We start from the raw sequence: 14,779 nt of genomic DNA on the forward strand, positions 1-14,779 counted from the left end.
CTGGGTCGGATCGAGGGTGGGGACGGTCATGCGAAGGGCAGCGCCAGGGCCGTGGTCTTCCCGGCACCGAGGATGCGCGTCCCGCTTTGGTCCACGACGTAGCGGGTGGCGTCGGTCGGGAACACCCAGGCCGAACGGCGCGTGCTGAGGTCAACCGCGCTCAGGCCGCCACGGACGGGCGCGTAGACGTACTTCTTGCCCACGATGGGCACGACATGGAGGAGCGGGGTCAGGTCGCGTGCGGGAGGCGCTTCCTCCCAGCGCCGGGCTCCCGTGTCCGCGCTTACGGCGACGAGTCCCCGGTCGCCTTCGGTCGCGTAGACGAGCCGGCCCGCAACCGCCGGCACGCCGTAGCGGTTGCTGCCCGTCCCGGACTCCCAGGCGATGCTGCCGTCGGCGATCCGCAGAGCACGCAGCCGTTCGCCACCGAGGTAGATGTGCCTGTCGTCCGTGGCGAGTTGGCCGGGGATGAGCCATGGGTCGCTCTCCAGCACCGCGATGTTCCGCTTCCAGAGGACGTTTCCCGTACGGGTGTCCCTGGCCTCAACGTTGAACGACTCCATGTCACCGCTCCGCTTGCCGAGGATCAGGCGGCTCCCGACGGCCTTCGAGACGTAGACGCGGTTTCCGTCCCACTCATATGCGCGGCGCCACGCTTCCTTGCCCGTACGGAGGTTGACGGCGAGGAGATGCCAGCCGGTCTTGACCTTCTCGACCGAGTCGTTCCGGTGGCCGATCCGTGCGTCCGCGTAGAGCATGCCGCCGGTGGCTGTCAGCAGGTGGGTGCTGAGGGCCGAGCCGTCGAAGCTCTTCACCTCGATCACCCGGGCTGCTTCTTGGCCGGTCCATGGCGCGAAGGTGCGGATCTGCAGGGCGCTCGGGCCCTCGTCGGTGCCGCGTGACTCGAAGAAGTGCTTGCCGTCCGTGGTGATCTGCTGCGGATCCATCGCCATGGAGTCTGTCCACAGCTCCCTGCCGTCCCTGGGGTCCAGCACTCTGAAGGACACCGTCTCGGCGAAGCCCACCACGTCACCCGCCAGGAGCTGGGTGGTCTCCTGCTCGCGGTCGAACGACTCCACCTGCCACAGGGCTCTGGGTCCGCCGTCGGACGCGTTCGTGGCAGGCGCCGGCGCCGACGGCGTCGGCGCGGCTGCCTCTCCGTCAGCCGGCGGGGCGTCGCCGGATGCCAGCCACGCCCACACCCCCGCGCCCACGCCGCTCAGCCCCAGCAGTGAACCCGCCCCCGTCGCAAGGAGTTTGCGGCGCGAGAGCGGGGTGGGGCGGGGTGTCCTCGTCTCCGCGTACGGGTCGTCCGCCGGGGCCGGGAGGCGGTGGGGCTGGTGGAGCCAGACCTGCGTTGCTCGGCGGGCGATGTCGGTGAGGAGGAGGGGCGGGAGGTGGTCCGCGAAGTCGCCCTGGCCGTCGTGGAGGTGGGTCGCCAGGTCCGTGGTCGTCGGGCGGGACCTCGGGTCCTTCGCGAGGCAGGCCGTCAGGAGGGGGAGCAGGGGTTCCGGGACGCCCGTGAGGTCGGGGGTGGCGTAGCGGACGCGGTAGAGGAGGTCCGCCGGGGCGCCCGTGCCGAAGGGGCCGTGGCCCGTGGCCGCGAAGACCAGGACGCCCGCGAGGGCGAAGACGTCGCCGGCCGGGGTGTGTTCCTGGCCGCCCGCCTGCTCGGGGGACATGAACGCCGGGGTGCCCGTTGCCGCGCCCGTGCTCGTCAGGTGGTCGTCGCCGGCCGCGCGGGCGATGCCGAAGTCGATGATCTTCGGGCCGTAGGCGGTGACCAGGACGTTGGAGGGCTTCAGGTCGCGGTGGACGACGTCCGAGGAGTGGAGTTGCGCCAGGGCCCCCGCGAGGGCCGCGCCGAGTGCGCGGACCGTCGGCTCGGGGAGTCCGCCGCACAGCGCGACCGCGTCGTCGAGCGGCGGGCCGAGGACGTACTCCGTGGCCAGCCACGGGGTTTCGGCCAGCGGGTCCGCGTCCACGACGGCCGCCCCGTGCCGGCCGCCGATGATCCGTGCCGCGTCCGTCTCCAGCCGGAAGCGGGTACGGAAGTCGGCCTCGGAGGCGAGCCGGGCGTGCATCGTCTTCAGGGCGACCGTACGGCCCCCGGGCGTTCGGGCCAGATAGACCGTGCCCATGCCGCCCGAGCCCAGGCGGGCGAGCAGACGGTACGTGGCGATGACCGCCGGGTCGGCGTGGGTGAGTGGTGACAGCATCGCGTCAGTTCCAGGGCAGTTCGGCGGCGAGGATCTCGGACGACTGGCGGGCGAGCGCCGCGACGACCCGGCCGGGCAGCCAGCCGGGGGTCAGCAGCGAACCCGCCGAGCTCAGCACCGTCTCGTGCGGGGTCGGCGGCGCGAGCGTGGTCAGGACGTCGGCCGCGGTGGGTCGGTTCGCGGGGTCGCGGGCAAGGCAGGAGGCTGTCGACGGACGCAGGGCCGACGGGAGTTCGGAGCGCTCCGGGACGGTGTGCCCGGTGGACGCGTACGCGAGGACCGCGCCGAGCGCGTACACGTCACCCGGCGGGCGCGGCCGTCCGCCCGACGCCTGCTCGGGCGCCAACGCACCCGGGTCGATGCCCGGGAGGGCCGTGCGGTGAGTCCCGTCCGGTGCCGCCGCCCGTACCGCGCCGAAGCACGTCAGGCGCGGGCCGTCCGCCGTGAGCAGGACCGCGGCGGGGGACACGCCCGCATGCGTGACGCCCTGTGCGTGTGCGGCGGCCAGCGTCTCGGCGAGGGCGACGCCGATCACCCGAACCGTTTCCTCCGGCAACGGGCCGCCGTGTACGGCGAGGGCGACAGGGAGCGGGAGCGCGGGAACATACGGGGTCGTGTGGAACGGGGACGAGGCCGGATCCGCCACCTCCGTCACCGGGGCGATCCACGGGCCCAGGAGCCGCTGCGCCGCCTGGGCCTCCGTCAGGAAGCGCGCGGGGTCGGCGCCGGGCAGGGGCGCGGAGAGCAGCACCGTACGGTCGCCCTCCGCGCTGCGGGCGACGAAACGGCGGCAGGGGACGAGTTCGGGGGACGGGTCCAGACGGGTGATCAGACGGTACGGGCCGATCCGTCGCGCGGACTCCTCGTTCGGGCGCGGCCGTTCCACGTGCGAACCCCCCTGTCGTACGCCCATGCCGCCCCAGCGGTTGCTGGAGCAACAGGAGCCTACTCAAGCGGGGGGAGGGGCGTGGGGGTGGTGACCCCCGTCAGTCCGCCACCGGGTCGTCGGCCACGCGCTTCGCGCCGAGCAGGGAGAGCGAGAGGATCGAGGCGCGCGTGATGAGCCCGGCGAGCAGGATCGTGCCGAACCCCTCCACCTGGAACGGGGCTATCTCACCGCCCAGCCAGGACAGCAGCCACCAGATCAGGGAGTCCTGTACGAACCCGGCCGCGGCGAAGGCCAGCAGGGGGAGCGGTGGGACCGGGGCGGACGGGCCGATGTAGATCAGCTGAGTGATGAGGGAGATCACCACGCCCGCGATCACGATCGAGAGGGCCACGTCCACGGCCTCCGCGCCCAGCGTGACGCCCGGCAGCACAGCCCCGGAGAGGCCGACTCCGACAAGGGCGCCCAGTCTGCGGCGCGTGCCTGTATCAGTCATGAGCGGACTCTGACACAGGCGACGTGATCTTGTGAAGATCCCGTGGAGACGGGATCCGGGGGTCCGGCGAGAGACCGTGGCGGGAATTGAACCCGCGTAACTCGCTTTGCAGGCGAGCCCCTCAACCACTCGGGCACACGGTCGTGTTGTGCACGAGTACGACCGTAGGGCGGGGTGGGGAAGGGGCTCAAGGGTTCCGGGCGGCGTGCAACACGACTGCCATGTGGCGTTCATGGTCGGGCGGTCCGCGGGGTTGTTCGTGGGCTGGTGGTGGGGTTGTCCGTCGGGCTGTTCGCGGGCCGACGGTGGGCGGTCCGTGGGGCGGTCCGTGGGCTGCTCGTGGGGCGGGCGGTGGGTCCGGCGGTCCGTCGGCTTACGACCAAGGGACCAGCTCCGACCCGACTGTCGACAGGGTCCATTCAGCGTTACGCCCCTTACTCTGGGGCTATGAGTGCCCTCGAACCCCGCGACGCCGACGTCGCGCCCGCCACCGCCGTCCCCTCCCCGGGCGGCGGATCCGTGCTCGGCCGGGACCACCGGGCGCTCAGCATCGGCATGGTCTCCGTCGTCCTGCTCATCGCCTTCGAGGCGACCGCGGTCGGGACCGCGATGCCGGTCGCGGCGCGCGAGCTGAACGGGATCCCGCTGTACGCGTTCGCCTTCTCCGCGTACTTCACCACCAGCCTCTTCGCCATGGTCCTCTCCGGGCAGTGGTCCGACCGCGCCGGGCCGCTCGCCCCGCTCACCGCCGGCATCACCGCCTTCGCCGCCGGACTGCTGCTCTCCGGGACCGCCGGCACGATGTGGCTGTTCATCCTCGGCCGGGCCGTGCAGGGGCTGGGCGGCGGCCTGGTGATCGTGGCGCTGTACGTGGTCGTCAGCCGGGCGTACTCCGAGACGCTGCGGCCCGCGATCATGGCGGCCTTCGCGGCCAGTTGGGTCGTCCCGTCGGTCGTCGGGCCGCTCGCCGCCGGGACGATCACCGAGCACCTGGGCTGGCGCTGGGTCTTCGTCGGCATCCCCGTGCTGGTCGTCCTGCCGCTCGCCCTCGCCCTCCCCGCCATCCGCCGTACCGCGTCCGGGCCCGCCGACCCGGCCGCGCCGCTCCCGCCGTACGACCGCCGCCGGATCAGGCTCGCGCTCGGCATCTCGGCCGGGGCGGGGCTGCTTCAGTACGCGGGCCAGGAGCTGCGCTGGCTCTCGCTGCTGCCGGCGGCGGTGGGCGCGGCGCTGCTGGTGCCGGCCGCGCTCGGGCTGCTGCCGCGCGGGACGTACCGCGCGGCGCGCGGGCTGCCGTCCGTCGTGCTGCTGCGCGGGGTCGCGGCCGGGTCGTTCATCGCCGCCGAGTCCTTCGTGCCGCTCATGCTGGTCACCCAGCGGGGTCTGAGCCCCACGCTCGCGGGGATGTCGCTCGCGGTTGGCGGCGCGACGTGGGCGCTCGGCTCCTGGATCCAGTCCCGGCCGCGGACGGAGCCGTACCGGGAGCGGCTCGTGGTCTTCGGCATGGTGCTGGTCGCGGCGGCGATCGCCGCCGCGCCGAGCGTCCTGATCGCGTCCGTGCCGGTGTGGGTGGTCGCGGTGGCGTGGGCGTTCGGCTGCCTCGGCATGGGCATGGTCATCGCCTCGACGAGCGTGCTGCTCCTGAAGCTCTCGGCCCCGGAGGAGGCGGGCGCGAACTCGGCGGCCCTGCAGATCTCGGACGGCCTGTCGAACGTGCTGCTGCTGGCGGCGGGAGGGGCGGCGTTCGCGGCGCTGGGCGGTGGCGCGGTGGGCCACGGCGTGACCTCGGGCGCGGGCGCGCACCCGGTGGCCTTCGCGGCGGTGTTCCTGCCGATGGCGGGAGTGGCGCTGGCGGGCGCGTGGGTGGCGACCAGGCTGAACCCTCGTGCGGGTGGCTGACCTGGGCCCCGTCCCTGTCGCGATGGCGAAGCCGCTCGGTATCACGGTGGCCCCATGAGTGGTACCGTCGTGGTATGGCAATGAACCTGCGTCTCCGCGACGACCAGCAAGAGGCCCTCAAGCTCCGTGCTGAGGAGGAGGGCCGCAGCATGCATGCCATCGTGCTTCAGGCGATCGACCGCTATCTGGAGCAGGAGGCCGACCGGGAGGCTGTCCGCAGGCTCGGCGCCAAGTACGCGGTGCGCCATGCCGATCTGCTGAAGCGACTGGGGGAGTAGGTGAAGTACCTGACGGTCCAGGAGGTCCTGGACCTGGCGGAGCTCGCCTGCGCCGGCCAGCAGATCGCCGTCCGGGATCTGGGCCTGCTCAGCTCCGCGGCGCACCGGCCGCAGTCACAGATGTTCGGCATCGAGGCGTACGCCGACCTCTTCGAGAAGGCCGCGGCACTGCTCCAGTCGTTGGCCGTGAACCGTCCGCTGGTGGACGGCAACAAGCCCATGGCGTGGATGTGCACGGTCGTCTTCCTCGACTTCAACGGCACCGAGATGGTCGACGTCGACCAGGACGAGTCGTACAAGCTGGTCATCGACGTGGCCACCGGCGATCTGGAGGACGTCACGCTCATCGCGCGGCGCCTGCGCGGCCTGCACGAGGCGACGTGAGCTGAGTCGCACCCTCGCCGCCCGCGGGGCGTTCGCACGAGGATCCAGCCGGGTCGCCGGTAAGGTGGCCCGGTTGTCATATCTGGACGAGCGTCGAACCGGAGACCGTGACTACCACCGCCACCTCCTCCCATCACCTCTCTCCCGCCTTCCCCGGCCGGGCCCCCTGGGGTACCGCCAACAAGCTGCGAGCCTGGCAGCAGGGCGCCATGGAGAAGTACATCCAGGAGCAGCCCCGCGACTTCCTCGCGGTCGCGACGCCCGGCGCCGGAAAGACCACCTTCGCGCTGACGCTCGCGTCCTGGCTGCTGCACCACCACGTCGTGCAGCAGGTGACGGTCGTCGCGCCCACCGAGCACCTGAAGAAGCAGTGGGCTGCCGCCGCCGCGCGGATAGGCATCAAGCTCGACCCCGACTACAGCGCCGGGCCGCTCAGCAAGGAGTACCAGGGCGTCGCCATCACCTACGCCGGTGTCGGTGTACGCCCCATGCTCCACCGCAACCGCTGCGAGCAGCGCAAGACCCTCGTCATCCTCGACGAGATCCACCACGCCGGTGACTCCAAGTCCTGGGGCGAGGCCTGCCTGGAGGCGTTCGACCCGGCGACCCGCCGTCTCGCCCTGACCGGTACGCCGTTCCGTTCCGACACCAACCCCATCCCCTTCGTCACGTACGAAGAGGGGAACGACGGCATCCGGCGGTCGTCGGCGGACTATACGTACGGCTACGGCAACGCCCTCGGCGACGGCGTCGTCCGGCCCGTGATCTTCCTTTCCTACAGCGGCAACATGCGCTGGCGCACCAAGGCCGGTGACGAGATCGCCGCCCGCCTCGGCGAGCCCATGACCAAGGACGCCATCTCCCAGGCGTGGCGCACCGCCCTCGACCCCCGAGGCGACTGGATGCCGAACGTCCTGCGCGCCGCGGACCAGCGGCTCACGGAGGTCAGGAAGGGCATCCCCGACGCCGGCGGGCTCGTCATCGCCTCCGACCAGGACTCCGCCCGCGCCTACGCCAAGCTGATCCGCGAGATCACCGGCACCAAGGCCACCGTCGTCCTCTCCGACGAAGCGGCCGCCTCCAAGCGGATCGACGAGTTCAGCGAGAACAACGACCGCTGGATGGTCGCCGTCCGCATGGTGTCCGAAGGCGTCGACGTCCCCCGTCTCGCCGTGGGCGTGTACGCGACGACCATCTCGACCCCCCTCTTCTTCGCCCAGGCCGTGGGGCGTTTCGTACGTTCCCGCAGGCGCGGCGAGACCGCCTCCGTGTTCCTTCCCACCATCCCCAACCTCCTCGGCTTCGCCAACGAGATGGAGGTCGAGCGCGACCACGTGCTCGACAAGCCGAAGAAGGACGGCGAGGAGGACCCGTACGCCGAGTCCGAGAAGGAGATGGCGGAGGCCGAGAAGCAGCAGGACGAGGACACCGGCGAGCAGGACATGCTGCCCTTCGAGGCGCTGGAGTCCGACGCCGTCTTCGACCGGGTCCTCTACGACGGCGCCGAGTTCGGCATGCAGGCCCACCCGGGCAGCGAGGAGGAGCAGGACTACCTCGGCATCCCCGGGCTCCTCGAACCCGACCAGGTGCAGCTGCTCCTCCAGAAGCGGCAGGCCCGGCAGATCGCCCACAGCCGCAAGAGGCCGGACACCGAGGCCGATCTGTTGGAGCTTCCGGCCGAGCGGCGCCCCGTCGTTTCGCACAAGGAGCTGCTCGAGCTGAGGAAGCAGCTCAACACGATGGTCGGCGCGTACGTCCACCAGAGCGGCAAGCCGCACGGCGTCATCCACACCGAGCTGCGACGGGTGTGCGGCGGGCCGCCGAGCGCCGAGGCGACGGCCGGCCAGATCCGCGAGCGGATCAAGAAGGTGCAGGAGTGGGCCACCCGGATGCGATGAGGGTGGAGGGCGTGGCGCCCGGCCGCGGCGAGTGAGCGCATGCGGGAGTGGAACCCGGGTGCGGTGAGTGCGTCCCGGTGTGGCGTCCGGATGCGGTGAGTGCGTCCGGGTGTGGCGTCCGGCCGCGGGGAGTGTCGAGTGGTGTGGGGTCGGCTCGTACGCGGGGGCGTACGGGCCTTACGCGTTCGATGGGCTGTCCGTCGGGCTTGTCCGGACACCGTGCGCGTCGCTCGTATCCGTCGACTTTGTCCGGCGAATCCCCCTGACCGGCTGACTTCCGCCTCGAACCGACCGTATCCGGTCGCTCGCGCCCGGATTCTGGACGAGGTCTTCCGCTGAGCGGAGTGGCTCGCTACTGTCCCCCGCAATGCAAACGCCCCGTGGCAGCGCCGCCGCGGAGCGCAGCCGGTGCGCATGGCCTGCCGGCGGCCTCTGACGTGCGTCGCCGCGGGACCGGCGCCGCTGCTCTCGTTTGAAGGTCCGCCGTCACTCACTCCGAAGGAGAGGGCGTCGTGACCGCGGAAACCTCCCAGACGCTCGACCGGGGCCTCAGGGTCCTCAAACTGCTCGCCGACACCGACCACGGCCTGACCGTCACCGAGTTGTCCAACAAACTCGGAGTGAACAGGACCGTCGTCTACCGTCTGCTCGCCACACTCGAACAGCACGCGCTCGTACGACGCGACCTGGGCGGTCGCGCCCGGGTCGGCCTCGGTGTGCTGCGGCTGGGCCGCCAGGTCCACCCGCTGGTCCGCGAGGCCGCGCTGCCCGCGCTGCGCTCGCTCGCCGAGGACATAGGCGCGACCGCCCACCTCACCCTCGTCGACGGGGCGGAGGCGCTGGCGGTCGCCGTCGTCGAACCGACCTGGACCGACTACCACGTGGCCTACCGCGCCGGTTTCCGGCACCCGCTGGACCGGGGCGCGGCGGGCCGCGCGATCCTCGCGGCCCGGCAGGGCAGCCTGATCGAACCCGGCTTCACGCTCACCCACGGCGAGCTGGAGGCGGGCGCGAGCGGCGCGGCGGCTCCGCTGGTCGGGGTCACGGGCATCGAGGGCAGCGTGGGCGTCGTGATGCTCGCGGACGCGGTGCCGGAGCGAGTGGGGCCGCGGGTGGTGGACGCGGCGCGGGAGGTCGCCGACGCGTTGCGCTAGAGCGCGCGGCGGTTACGAAGGTCAGGCCGGCGGTCTTGTGCCGGCAGGCCGGGGACCCCGAGGCGGGCCAAGCCTGCCGCGGGGGCCGGCCTTGGGGCGCTCTGCCCCCGTCAGGGAGCCGAGCCCGCGCGGGGCTCTGGGCCCACGGCGAACGGCCTGTCACGGGCACCGACGCGGAGCAGTTCCGCACCATGATCGACACCCGTCTCGCCGACGTCCGCTTCGTCCTCGACCGGCTCGAAGCCCTGGCGGGCCCCCTCGGCCGCGCGCTCGACCTGGGGCGGGTCGGGATGTACGGGCACTCGGCCGGGGGCACCACGGCCGCCCAGGCGCTGTACGACGACCGGCGGATCGCCGCCGCGGTGAACCTGGAGGGCTACCTGGACCGGGTGGACGGCGAGCTCTTCCCGGTGGCCCGGTACGGCGTCGACCGCCCCCCTCTTCGGTACGGACGGGTTCCGCGACGCGCGGCTCGACCGCTCCTGGTCCGCGATGCTCGCCCACCCCACGGGCCGCACGTGTCGGCGCCAGCTCGACCGGGCGGCGCACGGGGTGTTCACCGACTACGCGGCCCTCGTGCCGCAGCTGCACGCCGCGGGCCTGGTGACCACGGCGGACCGGGTCCGACTCGTCGGCGCGATCGAACCCAGGACGTCCGTGCCGACGGTGCGCCACCTGGTCCGCGCGTTCCTCACCCGGACCGTCCCGCCCGGGGGTGCGTGATAGCACCGGAGCGTCTCGCTCGCGGGGCCGACGGCACCGGACCGTCCCTATCAGGGGCGCCCAGTAGATTGGGGGCGTGCTCTCCAGTCTCACGCGTAACCGTGCCCTCGCGCTCTGTGCGCTGCCCGTCGCCGCTCTCTTCGCGGTCGTCGGGCTGGCGCCGTTGCCGTACGCCATCGCACAGCCCGGCACGACCGCCGATGTGCTCGGCCAGGACAAGGGGCGCGAGGTCATCACCATCAGCGGCAAGCCGGTCCGGCCGACGGAGGGCGAGCTGCTGATGACGACCATCTCGGCCACCGGGCCCAGCGTCGACAACGACTTCGGCGATGTCGTCGACGCCTGGTTCCGGACCGACCGGGCCGTGCTGCCGCGCGACTCCGTCTACCCGCCCGGGAAGTCGGACGCCGAGGTCGAGAAGCACAACCTCGGCGAGATGAAGGAGTCGCAGGACGCCGCCACCATGGCCGCCCTCGGCTACCTCAAGCTCGACCCGAACGACGTCGACGTCACGCTGCACCTCGCCGACGTCGGTGGTCCGAGCGCCGGTTTCATGTTCTCCCTCGGGATCGTCGACAAGCTCGCCGGCGACGGCTCGGGCGGCGACCTCACCGGCGGCCGGACCATCGCCGGTACGGGAACGATCGAGCCGGACGGCACGGTCGGCGCCGTCGGCGGCGTCTCCCTGAAGACCCAGGCAGCGGGCCGCGACGGGGCGAGCGTCTTCCTCGTACCGAAGGCGGAGTGCTCGGACGCGCGGGCCGAGCTGCCGAAGGGGATGCGGCTGATCCCGGTCTCCGCGCTCAGCGATGCGGTGTCTTCGCTCCGTGCGCTGGAGCAGGGGCAGGAGGCGAAGGTTCCGAGCTGCTGACGCCCTTCGGGGCGGCGTCCATCTCGCGCCAGGCCGGGAAGACCATCGGGGCCAGCGTGACCAGGAAGTAGACCCCGCCGAGCGTGAGCAGCGCCGTCACCAGGCCGGCCCCTTCGATGAGCTGTCCGGCGACGAGGCCGCCGAGCGGGGTGGCGAGGAGCACCCCGGCCATCGTCACTCCGGAGACCCGGCTGCGCAGGTCGTCGGGGACGCGTTCGTACATCAAGGTGGCGAGGATCGGGTTGAGGAGCCCGGCCCCGAACCCGCTCGCCACCATCGTGACGAGCAGCGGAAGCGTGGTGTCGGTGAGCGCGGCCACCGCGTACGGCGGGGCCCCGCACAGCAGGAACCCGGCCGTGAAGACCGCCCGGCGCGGGAAACGGTGGCCGACCGCCCCGTACAGCACCGCGGCGAGCAGCGCGGAGCCGCCGAAGACGGCGACGAGCAGACCGAGGGCGGCGGAGCCGCCGAGGTTCTCCCGCGCGTGGACCGGCAGCAGCACCGAACTCCAGCCCTGGCTCAGGCCGTTGGTGGCCATCACCATGACGACGATGCCGAGCAGCAGCCGGGAGCGGAGCACGAAGGCGTACCCCTCGCGCAGCTCGGCGCGGTAGCCGGGCAGTGAGAAGGGGGCCGGGTCGGGCTGGGGCGCGGCGGCCGGCACGCCCCGCAGGCCGAGGAGGACGAGCAGGGCGGAGAGCCCGAAGGTGGCGGCGTCGAGGAGCAGCACGGTGTCCGCGCCGATGAGGGCGACGAGGACGCCGGCGAGGGCGGCGCCGGTCATCCGGGCGCCTCGGGACACGGCGTCGTAGAGGCTCGCGGCGCGGGGGAGCGGGGTCCCGGCGAGGCGGGCCAGGTCGGGGATCAGGACGGAGCGGGCGGTCTCGCCGGGCGCGTGGAAGAGGCCGGTCACGGCCATCAGCGCGCAGAGCATCCAGAACTCCAGCACGCCGGCGCTGTGCAGGAGCGGGATCGCCGCCAGCGCGAGCGCGCAGACGAGGTCGGAGGCGACGCTGATCCGGCGCCGTCCGATCCGGTCGATGACCGGGCCGCCGACGATCGCGGAGACGACGACGGGAACGGCCGCGCAGAAGGCGACCAGGCCCGCCTTTCCGGGGCTGCCGGTGGTGTCGAGGGCGAACCACGGGACACCGATGAGGGTGAGCGCGTTGCCGGTGATGGATATGGCGTTGGCGGCCAGGACGGTGGCCAGTGGAGCACGTCCCCCCGGAGCGCTCATGCGGCGAGCGGGAGACGTCGGGCGCTGCCCGGGGCGGTGGTGCCCGGTCGGGCGGTGGCCGGGACGGCGAGTCGCAGCCCTAAGGCGACCAGCGTCCAGCCGATCCGGGCGCGGACTGGGGTGGGGGCCACGGAGTCGGCGGCCGCGCGGTGGAGATCGGCCGGGCGGTGGAGTTCGGCCGACCGGTGGAGTTCGGCCGCGTCGAGGTGGTGCAGCTGAAGGTGGATGTCGGCATGCATGGCTTCGTGGTCCCTTTCTCAGTTCTCGTACTGGGGGAACGCGTGCAGGTGCATCCGTACGCGGGCGGCGCCCGGGGCGTCGGGGTCGGCGCTGTCGCGGTACGCGTCGATCAAGTCGTGGATCCTCGCGTTGAGTTCGCGCAGTCGCTCGGGCGGCAGGCGCAGCGTGAAGTCGCTCATGTCGGTGGAGCCGGTCCACGCCTGGTCCCAGTCGTGGCGGGTGCCGAGCCAGGTGTTGAGCTCCTGGGCGTGGATGGTCGCGATCTCGTGGAGGTAGACCTCCACGGCGCCCCTGACCTCGGGGTCGGGGTTCTCGTACAGCGACTCGTCGAACGTCGTGCCCTGCACGGCCGCCTTCCACCACCGCTCCCGGCCCTTGCCCCGGGTCGGGTCGTCCTCGACGAAGCCGTGGGCGGCGAGCTGGCGCAGGTGGTAGCTGGTCGCGCCGCTGGACTCGTCGAGCCGCTCGGCCAGTTGGGAGGCGGTGGCGGGGCCGTAGTGACGCAGGGCGCGCAGGAGCTGGATGCGCAGCGGGTGGGCGAGGCCGCGCAGCGAGCGCGGGTCGAGCGTGCGGCTCAGGGGCTTCTCGGGCTGGGGCACGGAGGGCGGGACGGACTGCGGCTCGGATTCGGGCATGGCCTCAGACTAGAGTTGCAAAGAAAGCCTTGCAAGGAATTCTTTGCAACTACTTCTTTGGAACCCTGTCGAGCCGCGCGGCCGCTGCCGCGCCCGTCCGTGCCGCTATGCGGGTCCGTCCTCTGCCGCCTGTTCCACCAGCGGGATGATCCGCAGCGGTACGGGGTTCTCCATCACGATCGCCGTGGAGGCCCGCACGATGCCCTCGAAGCCGACGACCCGGTCGATCACCCGCTGCAGGTCCGCGTTGGAGCGGGCGACCAGCCGGCAGAGCATGTCCCCGTGGCCGGTGGTCGTGTGCAGTTCGAGCACCTCGGGCACGGTCGCCAGATGGCCCCGGACGTCGGGCCCCTGCCCCTGCTTGATCTCCAGCGTCGCGAACGCCGTCACGGGATAGCCGAGCGCCGCCGGATCGACCTGAGGGCCGAATCCGCGGATCACTCCGTTCGCCTGGAGGCGGTCCAGACGCGCCTGCACGGTGCCGCGTGCCACGCCCAGCCGGCGCGAGGCCTCCAGGACTCCGATCCGCGGCTCCCGGGCGAGGAGCACGATCAGCCGCCCGTCCAGATGATCGATCGCCACAGCGGCCTCCCCATGGTCATCCTGTACAAGTATCCCCGCCATACTGACCCGCCGCTGTGCAGATTGCCCAGTGCTCCGGCGAACTATTGCGCAGCTTGCCGATCGGCGGGACTCTGCCGCTATGACTGAGACCATCGATCACACCCCTTCCACGGCGCGGCAGGCCGATCCCTTCCCCGTGAAGGGCATGGACGCGGTCGTCTTCGCCGTCGGCAACGCCAAGCAGGCCGCGCACTACTACTCCACGGCCTTCGGCATGAAGCTCGTCGCCTACTCCGGACCGGAGAACGGCAGCCGCGAGACCGCCAGTTACGTCCTGACGAACGGCGCCGCCCGCTTCGTGTTCACCTCCGTCATCAAGGTCGCCACCGACTGGGGCCGGTTCCTCACGGAGCACGTCGCCGAGCACGGTGACGGCGTCGTCGACCTGGCGATCGAGGTGCCCGACGCGCGCGCCGCGTACGCCTACGCCGTCGAGCACGGCGCGACCGGCATCACCGAGCCGTACGAGGTGAAGGACGAGCACGGCACCGTCGTCCTCGCCGCCATCGCCACGTACGGCAAGACCCGCCACACCCTCGTCGAGCGCTCCGGCTACGACGGCCCGTACCTGCCGGGCTTCGTCGCCGCCAACCCGATCGTCGAGCCGCCGGCCAAGCGCACCTTCCAGGCGATCGACCACTGCGTCGGCAACGTCGAGCTCGGGAAGATGAACGAGTGGGTGGCCTTCTACAACAAGGTCATGGGCTTCACGAACATGAAGGAGTTCGTGGGCGACGACATCGCGACCGAGTACTCGGCGCTGATGTCGAAGGTCGTCGCCGACGGCACGCTCAAGGTCAAGTTCCCGATCAACGAGCCGGCGATCGCGAAGAAGAAGTCGCAGATCGACGAGTACCTGGAGTTCTACGGCGGCGCGGGCGTCCAGCACATCGCGCTGGCCACGAACGACATCGTCGCCACCGTGCGCTCCATGCGCGCCGCCGGTGTCCAGTTCCTCGACACGCCGGACTCGTACTACGACACGCTCGGCGAGTGGGCCGGCGAGACGCGGGTGCCGGTCGAGACGCTGCGTGAGCTGAAGATCCTCGTCGACCGCGACGAGGACGGCTACCTGCTGCAGATCTTCACGAAGCCGGTCCAGGACCGCCCGACCGTCTTCTTCGAGATGATCGAGCGCCACGGCCACCGGGGCCACCGGGACGGCCACCGAAGCCGCCGGGACGACCGCCGAAGCCGCCGCCACCGCCGCCGGGACCACCCGGACGACCGCC

The 14,779-nt window shown here is 72.0% G+C and carries 16 protein-coding genes and 1 tRNA gene; 8 read left to right on the forward strand and 9 right to left on the reverse strand.

The features are described from left to right. Nucleotides 1-26 precede the first annotated feature (26 nt). The 4 genes from ACFVZW_RS26165 to ACFVZW_RS26180 all read right to left on the reverse strand — a co-directional run bounded on the left by ACFVZW_RS26165 (nucleotide 27) and on the right by ACFVZW_RS26180 (nucleotide 3,744). Nucleotides 27-2,219, reverse strand: coding sequence for a protein kinase (locus ACFVZW_RS26165; RefSeq protein ID WP_384525819.1), 2,193 nt, complete (start codon nucleotides 2,217-2,219; stop codon nucleotides 27-29). Nucleotides 2,220-2,223: 4 nt separating this feature from the next. Further along, the gene (locus tag ACFVZW_RS26170; RefSeq protein ID WP_384525822.1) at nucleotides 2,224-3,132 is read right to left on the reverse strand and encodes a serine/threonine protein kinase; all 909 of its coding nucleotides are present in this window, start codon (nucleotides 3,130-3,132) and stop codon (nucleotides 2,224-2,226) included. A 73-nt stretch (nucleotides 3,133-3,205) separates the two neighbouring features. Continuing rightward, the gene (locus tag ACFVZW_RS26175; RefSeq protein ID WP_384525825.1) at nucleotides 3,206-3,601 is read right to left on the reverse strand and encodes a hypothetical protein; all 396 of its coding nucleotides are present in this window, start codon (nucleotides 3,599-3,601) and stop codon (nucleotides 3,206-3,208) included. A gap of 71 nt (nucleotides 3,602-3,672) precedes the next feature. Further along, nucleotides 3,673-3,744: transfer RNA gene (locus tag ACFVZW_RS26180), tRNA-Cys, on the reverse strand. Between the two features lie 304 nt (nucleotides 3,745-4,048). On the opposite strand from ACFVZW_RS26180, the gene ACFVZW_RS26185 reads away from it, so the two are divergent. The 5 genes from ACFVZW_RS26185 to ACFVZW_RS26205 all read left to right on the forward strand — a co-directional run bounded on the left by ACFVZW_RS26185 (nucleotide 4,049) and on the right by ACFVZW_RS26205 (nucleotide 9,214). Continuing rightward, nucleotides 4,049-5,500: an MFS transporter gene (locus tag ACFVZW_RS26185; RefSeq protein ID WP_384525827.1), complete on the forward strand. Its 1,452-nt coding sequence runs from the start codon at nucleotides 4,049-4,051 to the stop codon at nucleotides 5,498-5,500. Nucleotides 5,501-5,580: 80 nt separating this feature from the next. Next, a complete protein-coding gene (locus ACFVZW_RS26190; RefSeq protein WP_175259567.1) occupies nucleotides 5,581-5,778 on the forward strand; it encodes an Arc family DNA-binding protein in 198 nt (65 codons plus the stop codon). Then, nucleotides 5,779-6,162, forward strand: coding sequence for a type II toxin-antitoxin system death-on-curing family toxin (locus tag ACFVZW_RS26195; RefSeq protein WP_384525830.1), 384 nt, complete (start codon nucleotides 5,779-5,781; stop codon nucleotides 6,160-6,162). Nucleotides 6,163-6,269: 107 nt separating this feature from the next. Beyond that, nucleotides 6,270-8,060: a DEAD/DEAH box helicase gene (locus ACFVZW_RS26200; RefSeq protein WP_384525833.1), complete on the forward strand. Its 1,791-nt coding sequence runs from the start codon at nucleotides 6,270-6,272 to the stop codon at nucleotides 8,058-8,060. 512 nt (nucleotides 8,061-8,572) lie between these two features. Beyond that, entirely contained in the window at nucleotides 8,573-9,214 is a 642-nt protein-coding gene (locus ACFVZW_RS26205) for a helix-turn-helix domain-containing protein (protein WP_361862844.1), read from the forward strand. A 110-nt stretch (nucleotides 9,215-9,324) separates the two neighbouring features. On the opposite strand, the gene ACFVZW_RS26210 is transcribed toward ACFVZW_RS26205, so the two are convergent. Continuing rightward, a complete protein-coding gene (locus ACFVZW_RS26210) occupies nucleotides 9,325-9,723 on the reverse strand; it encodes a hypothetical protein (RefSeq protein WP_384525836.1) in 399 nt (132 codons plus the stop codon). On the opposite strand from ACFVZW_RS26210, the gene ACFVZW_RS26215 reads away from it, so the two are divergent. Then, nucleotides 9,707-9,937 (forward strand): hypothetical protein, encoded by a 231-nt coding sequence (locus tag ACFVZW_RS26215; protein WP_384525839.1) that lies wholly within the window; start codon nucleotides 9,707-9,709, stop codon nucleotides 9,935-9,937. The two genes, ACFVZW_RS26210 and ACFVZW_RS26215, sit on opposite strands and share 17 nt — an antisense overlap. A 76-nt stretch (nucleotides 9,938-10,013) precedes the next feature. Further along, complete coding sequence (locus ACFVZW_RS26220) at nucleotides 10,014-10,808, forward strand: S16 family serine protease (RefSeq protein ID WP_384525842.1); 795 nt, start codon at nucleotides 10,014-10,016, stop codon at nucleotides 10,806-10,808. Here ACFVZW_RS26220 and ACFVZW_RS26225 read toward each other — a convergent pair. The 4 genes from ACFVZW_RS26225 to ACFVZW_RS26240 form a co-directional block, all read right to left on the reverse strand. Next, nucleotides 10,741-12,048, reverse strand: coding sequence for an MFS transporter (locus tag ACFVZW_RS26225; protein ID WP_384525845.1), 1,308 nt, complete (start codon nucleotides 12,046-12,048; stop codon nucleotides 10,741-10,743). The two genes, ACFVZW_RS26220 and ACFVZW_RS26225, sit on opposite strands and share 68 nt — an antisense overlap. Beyond that, nucleotides 12,045-12,287 (reverse strand): hypothetical protein, encoded by a 243-nt coding sequence (locus ACFVZW_RS26230; protein ID WP_384525848.1) that lies wholly within the window; start codon nucleotides 12,285-12,287, stop codon nucleotides 12,045-12,047. The genes ACFVZW_RS26225 and ACFVZW_RS26230 overlap by 4 nt, the downstream gene beginning before the upstream one ends. Nucleotides 12,288-12,305: 18 nt before the next feature. After that, nucleotides 12,306-12,923, reverse strand: a complete 618-nt coding sequence (locus tag ACFVZW_RS26235; protein ID WP_384525851.1) for an ArsR/SmtB family transcription factor — start codon at nucleotides 12,921-12,923, stop codon at nucleotides 12,306-12,308. A gap of 105 nt (nucleotides 12,924-13,028) precedes the next feature. Further along, entirely contained in the window at nucleotides 13,029-13,505 is a 477-nt protein-coding gene (locus tag ACFVZW_RS26240; RefSeq protein ID WP_384525854.1) for an Lrp/AsnC family transcriptional regulator, read from the reverse strand. A gap of 121 nt (nucleotides 13,506-13,626) precedes the next feature. Between ACFVZW_RS26240 and hppD the strand changes: the two genes are divergently transcribed. Beyond that, nucleotides 13,627-14,779 (forward strand): 4-hydroxyphenylpyruvate dioxygenase (hppD, locus tag ACFVZW_RS26245; protein WP_384525857.1); only part of this gene is annotated, 1,153 nt, incomplete at its 3' end.

The organism is Streptomyces sp. NPDC059567, assembly GCF_042735655.1.
Classification (GTDB): domain Bacteria; phylum Actinomycetota; class Actinomycetes; order Streptomycetales; family Streptomycetaceae; genus Streptomyces.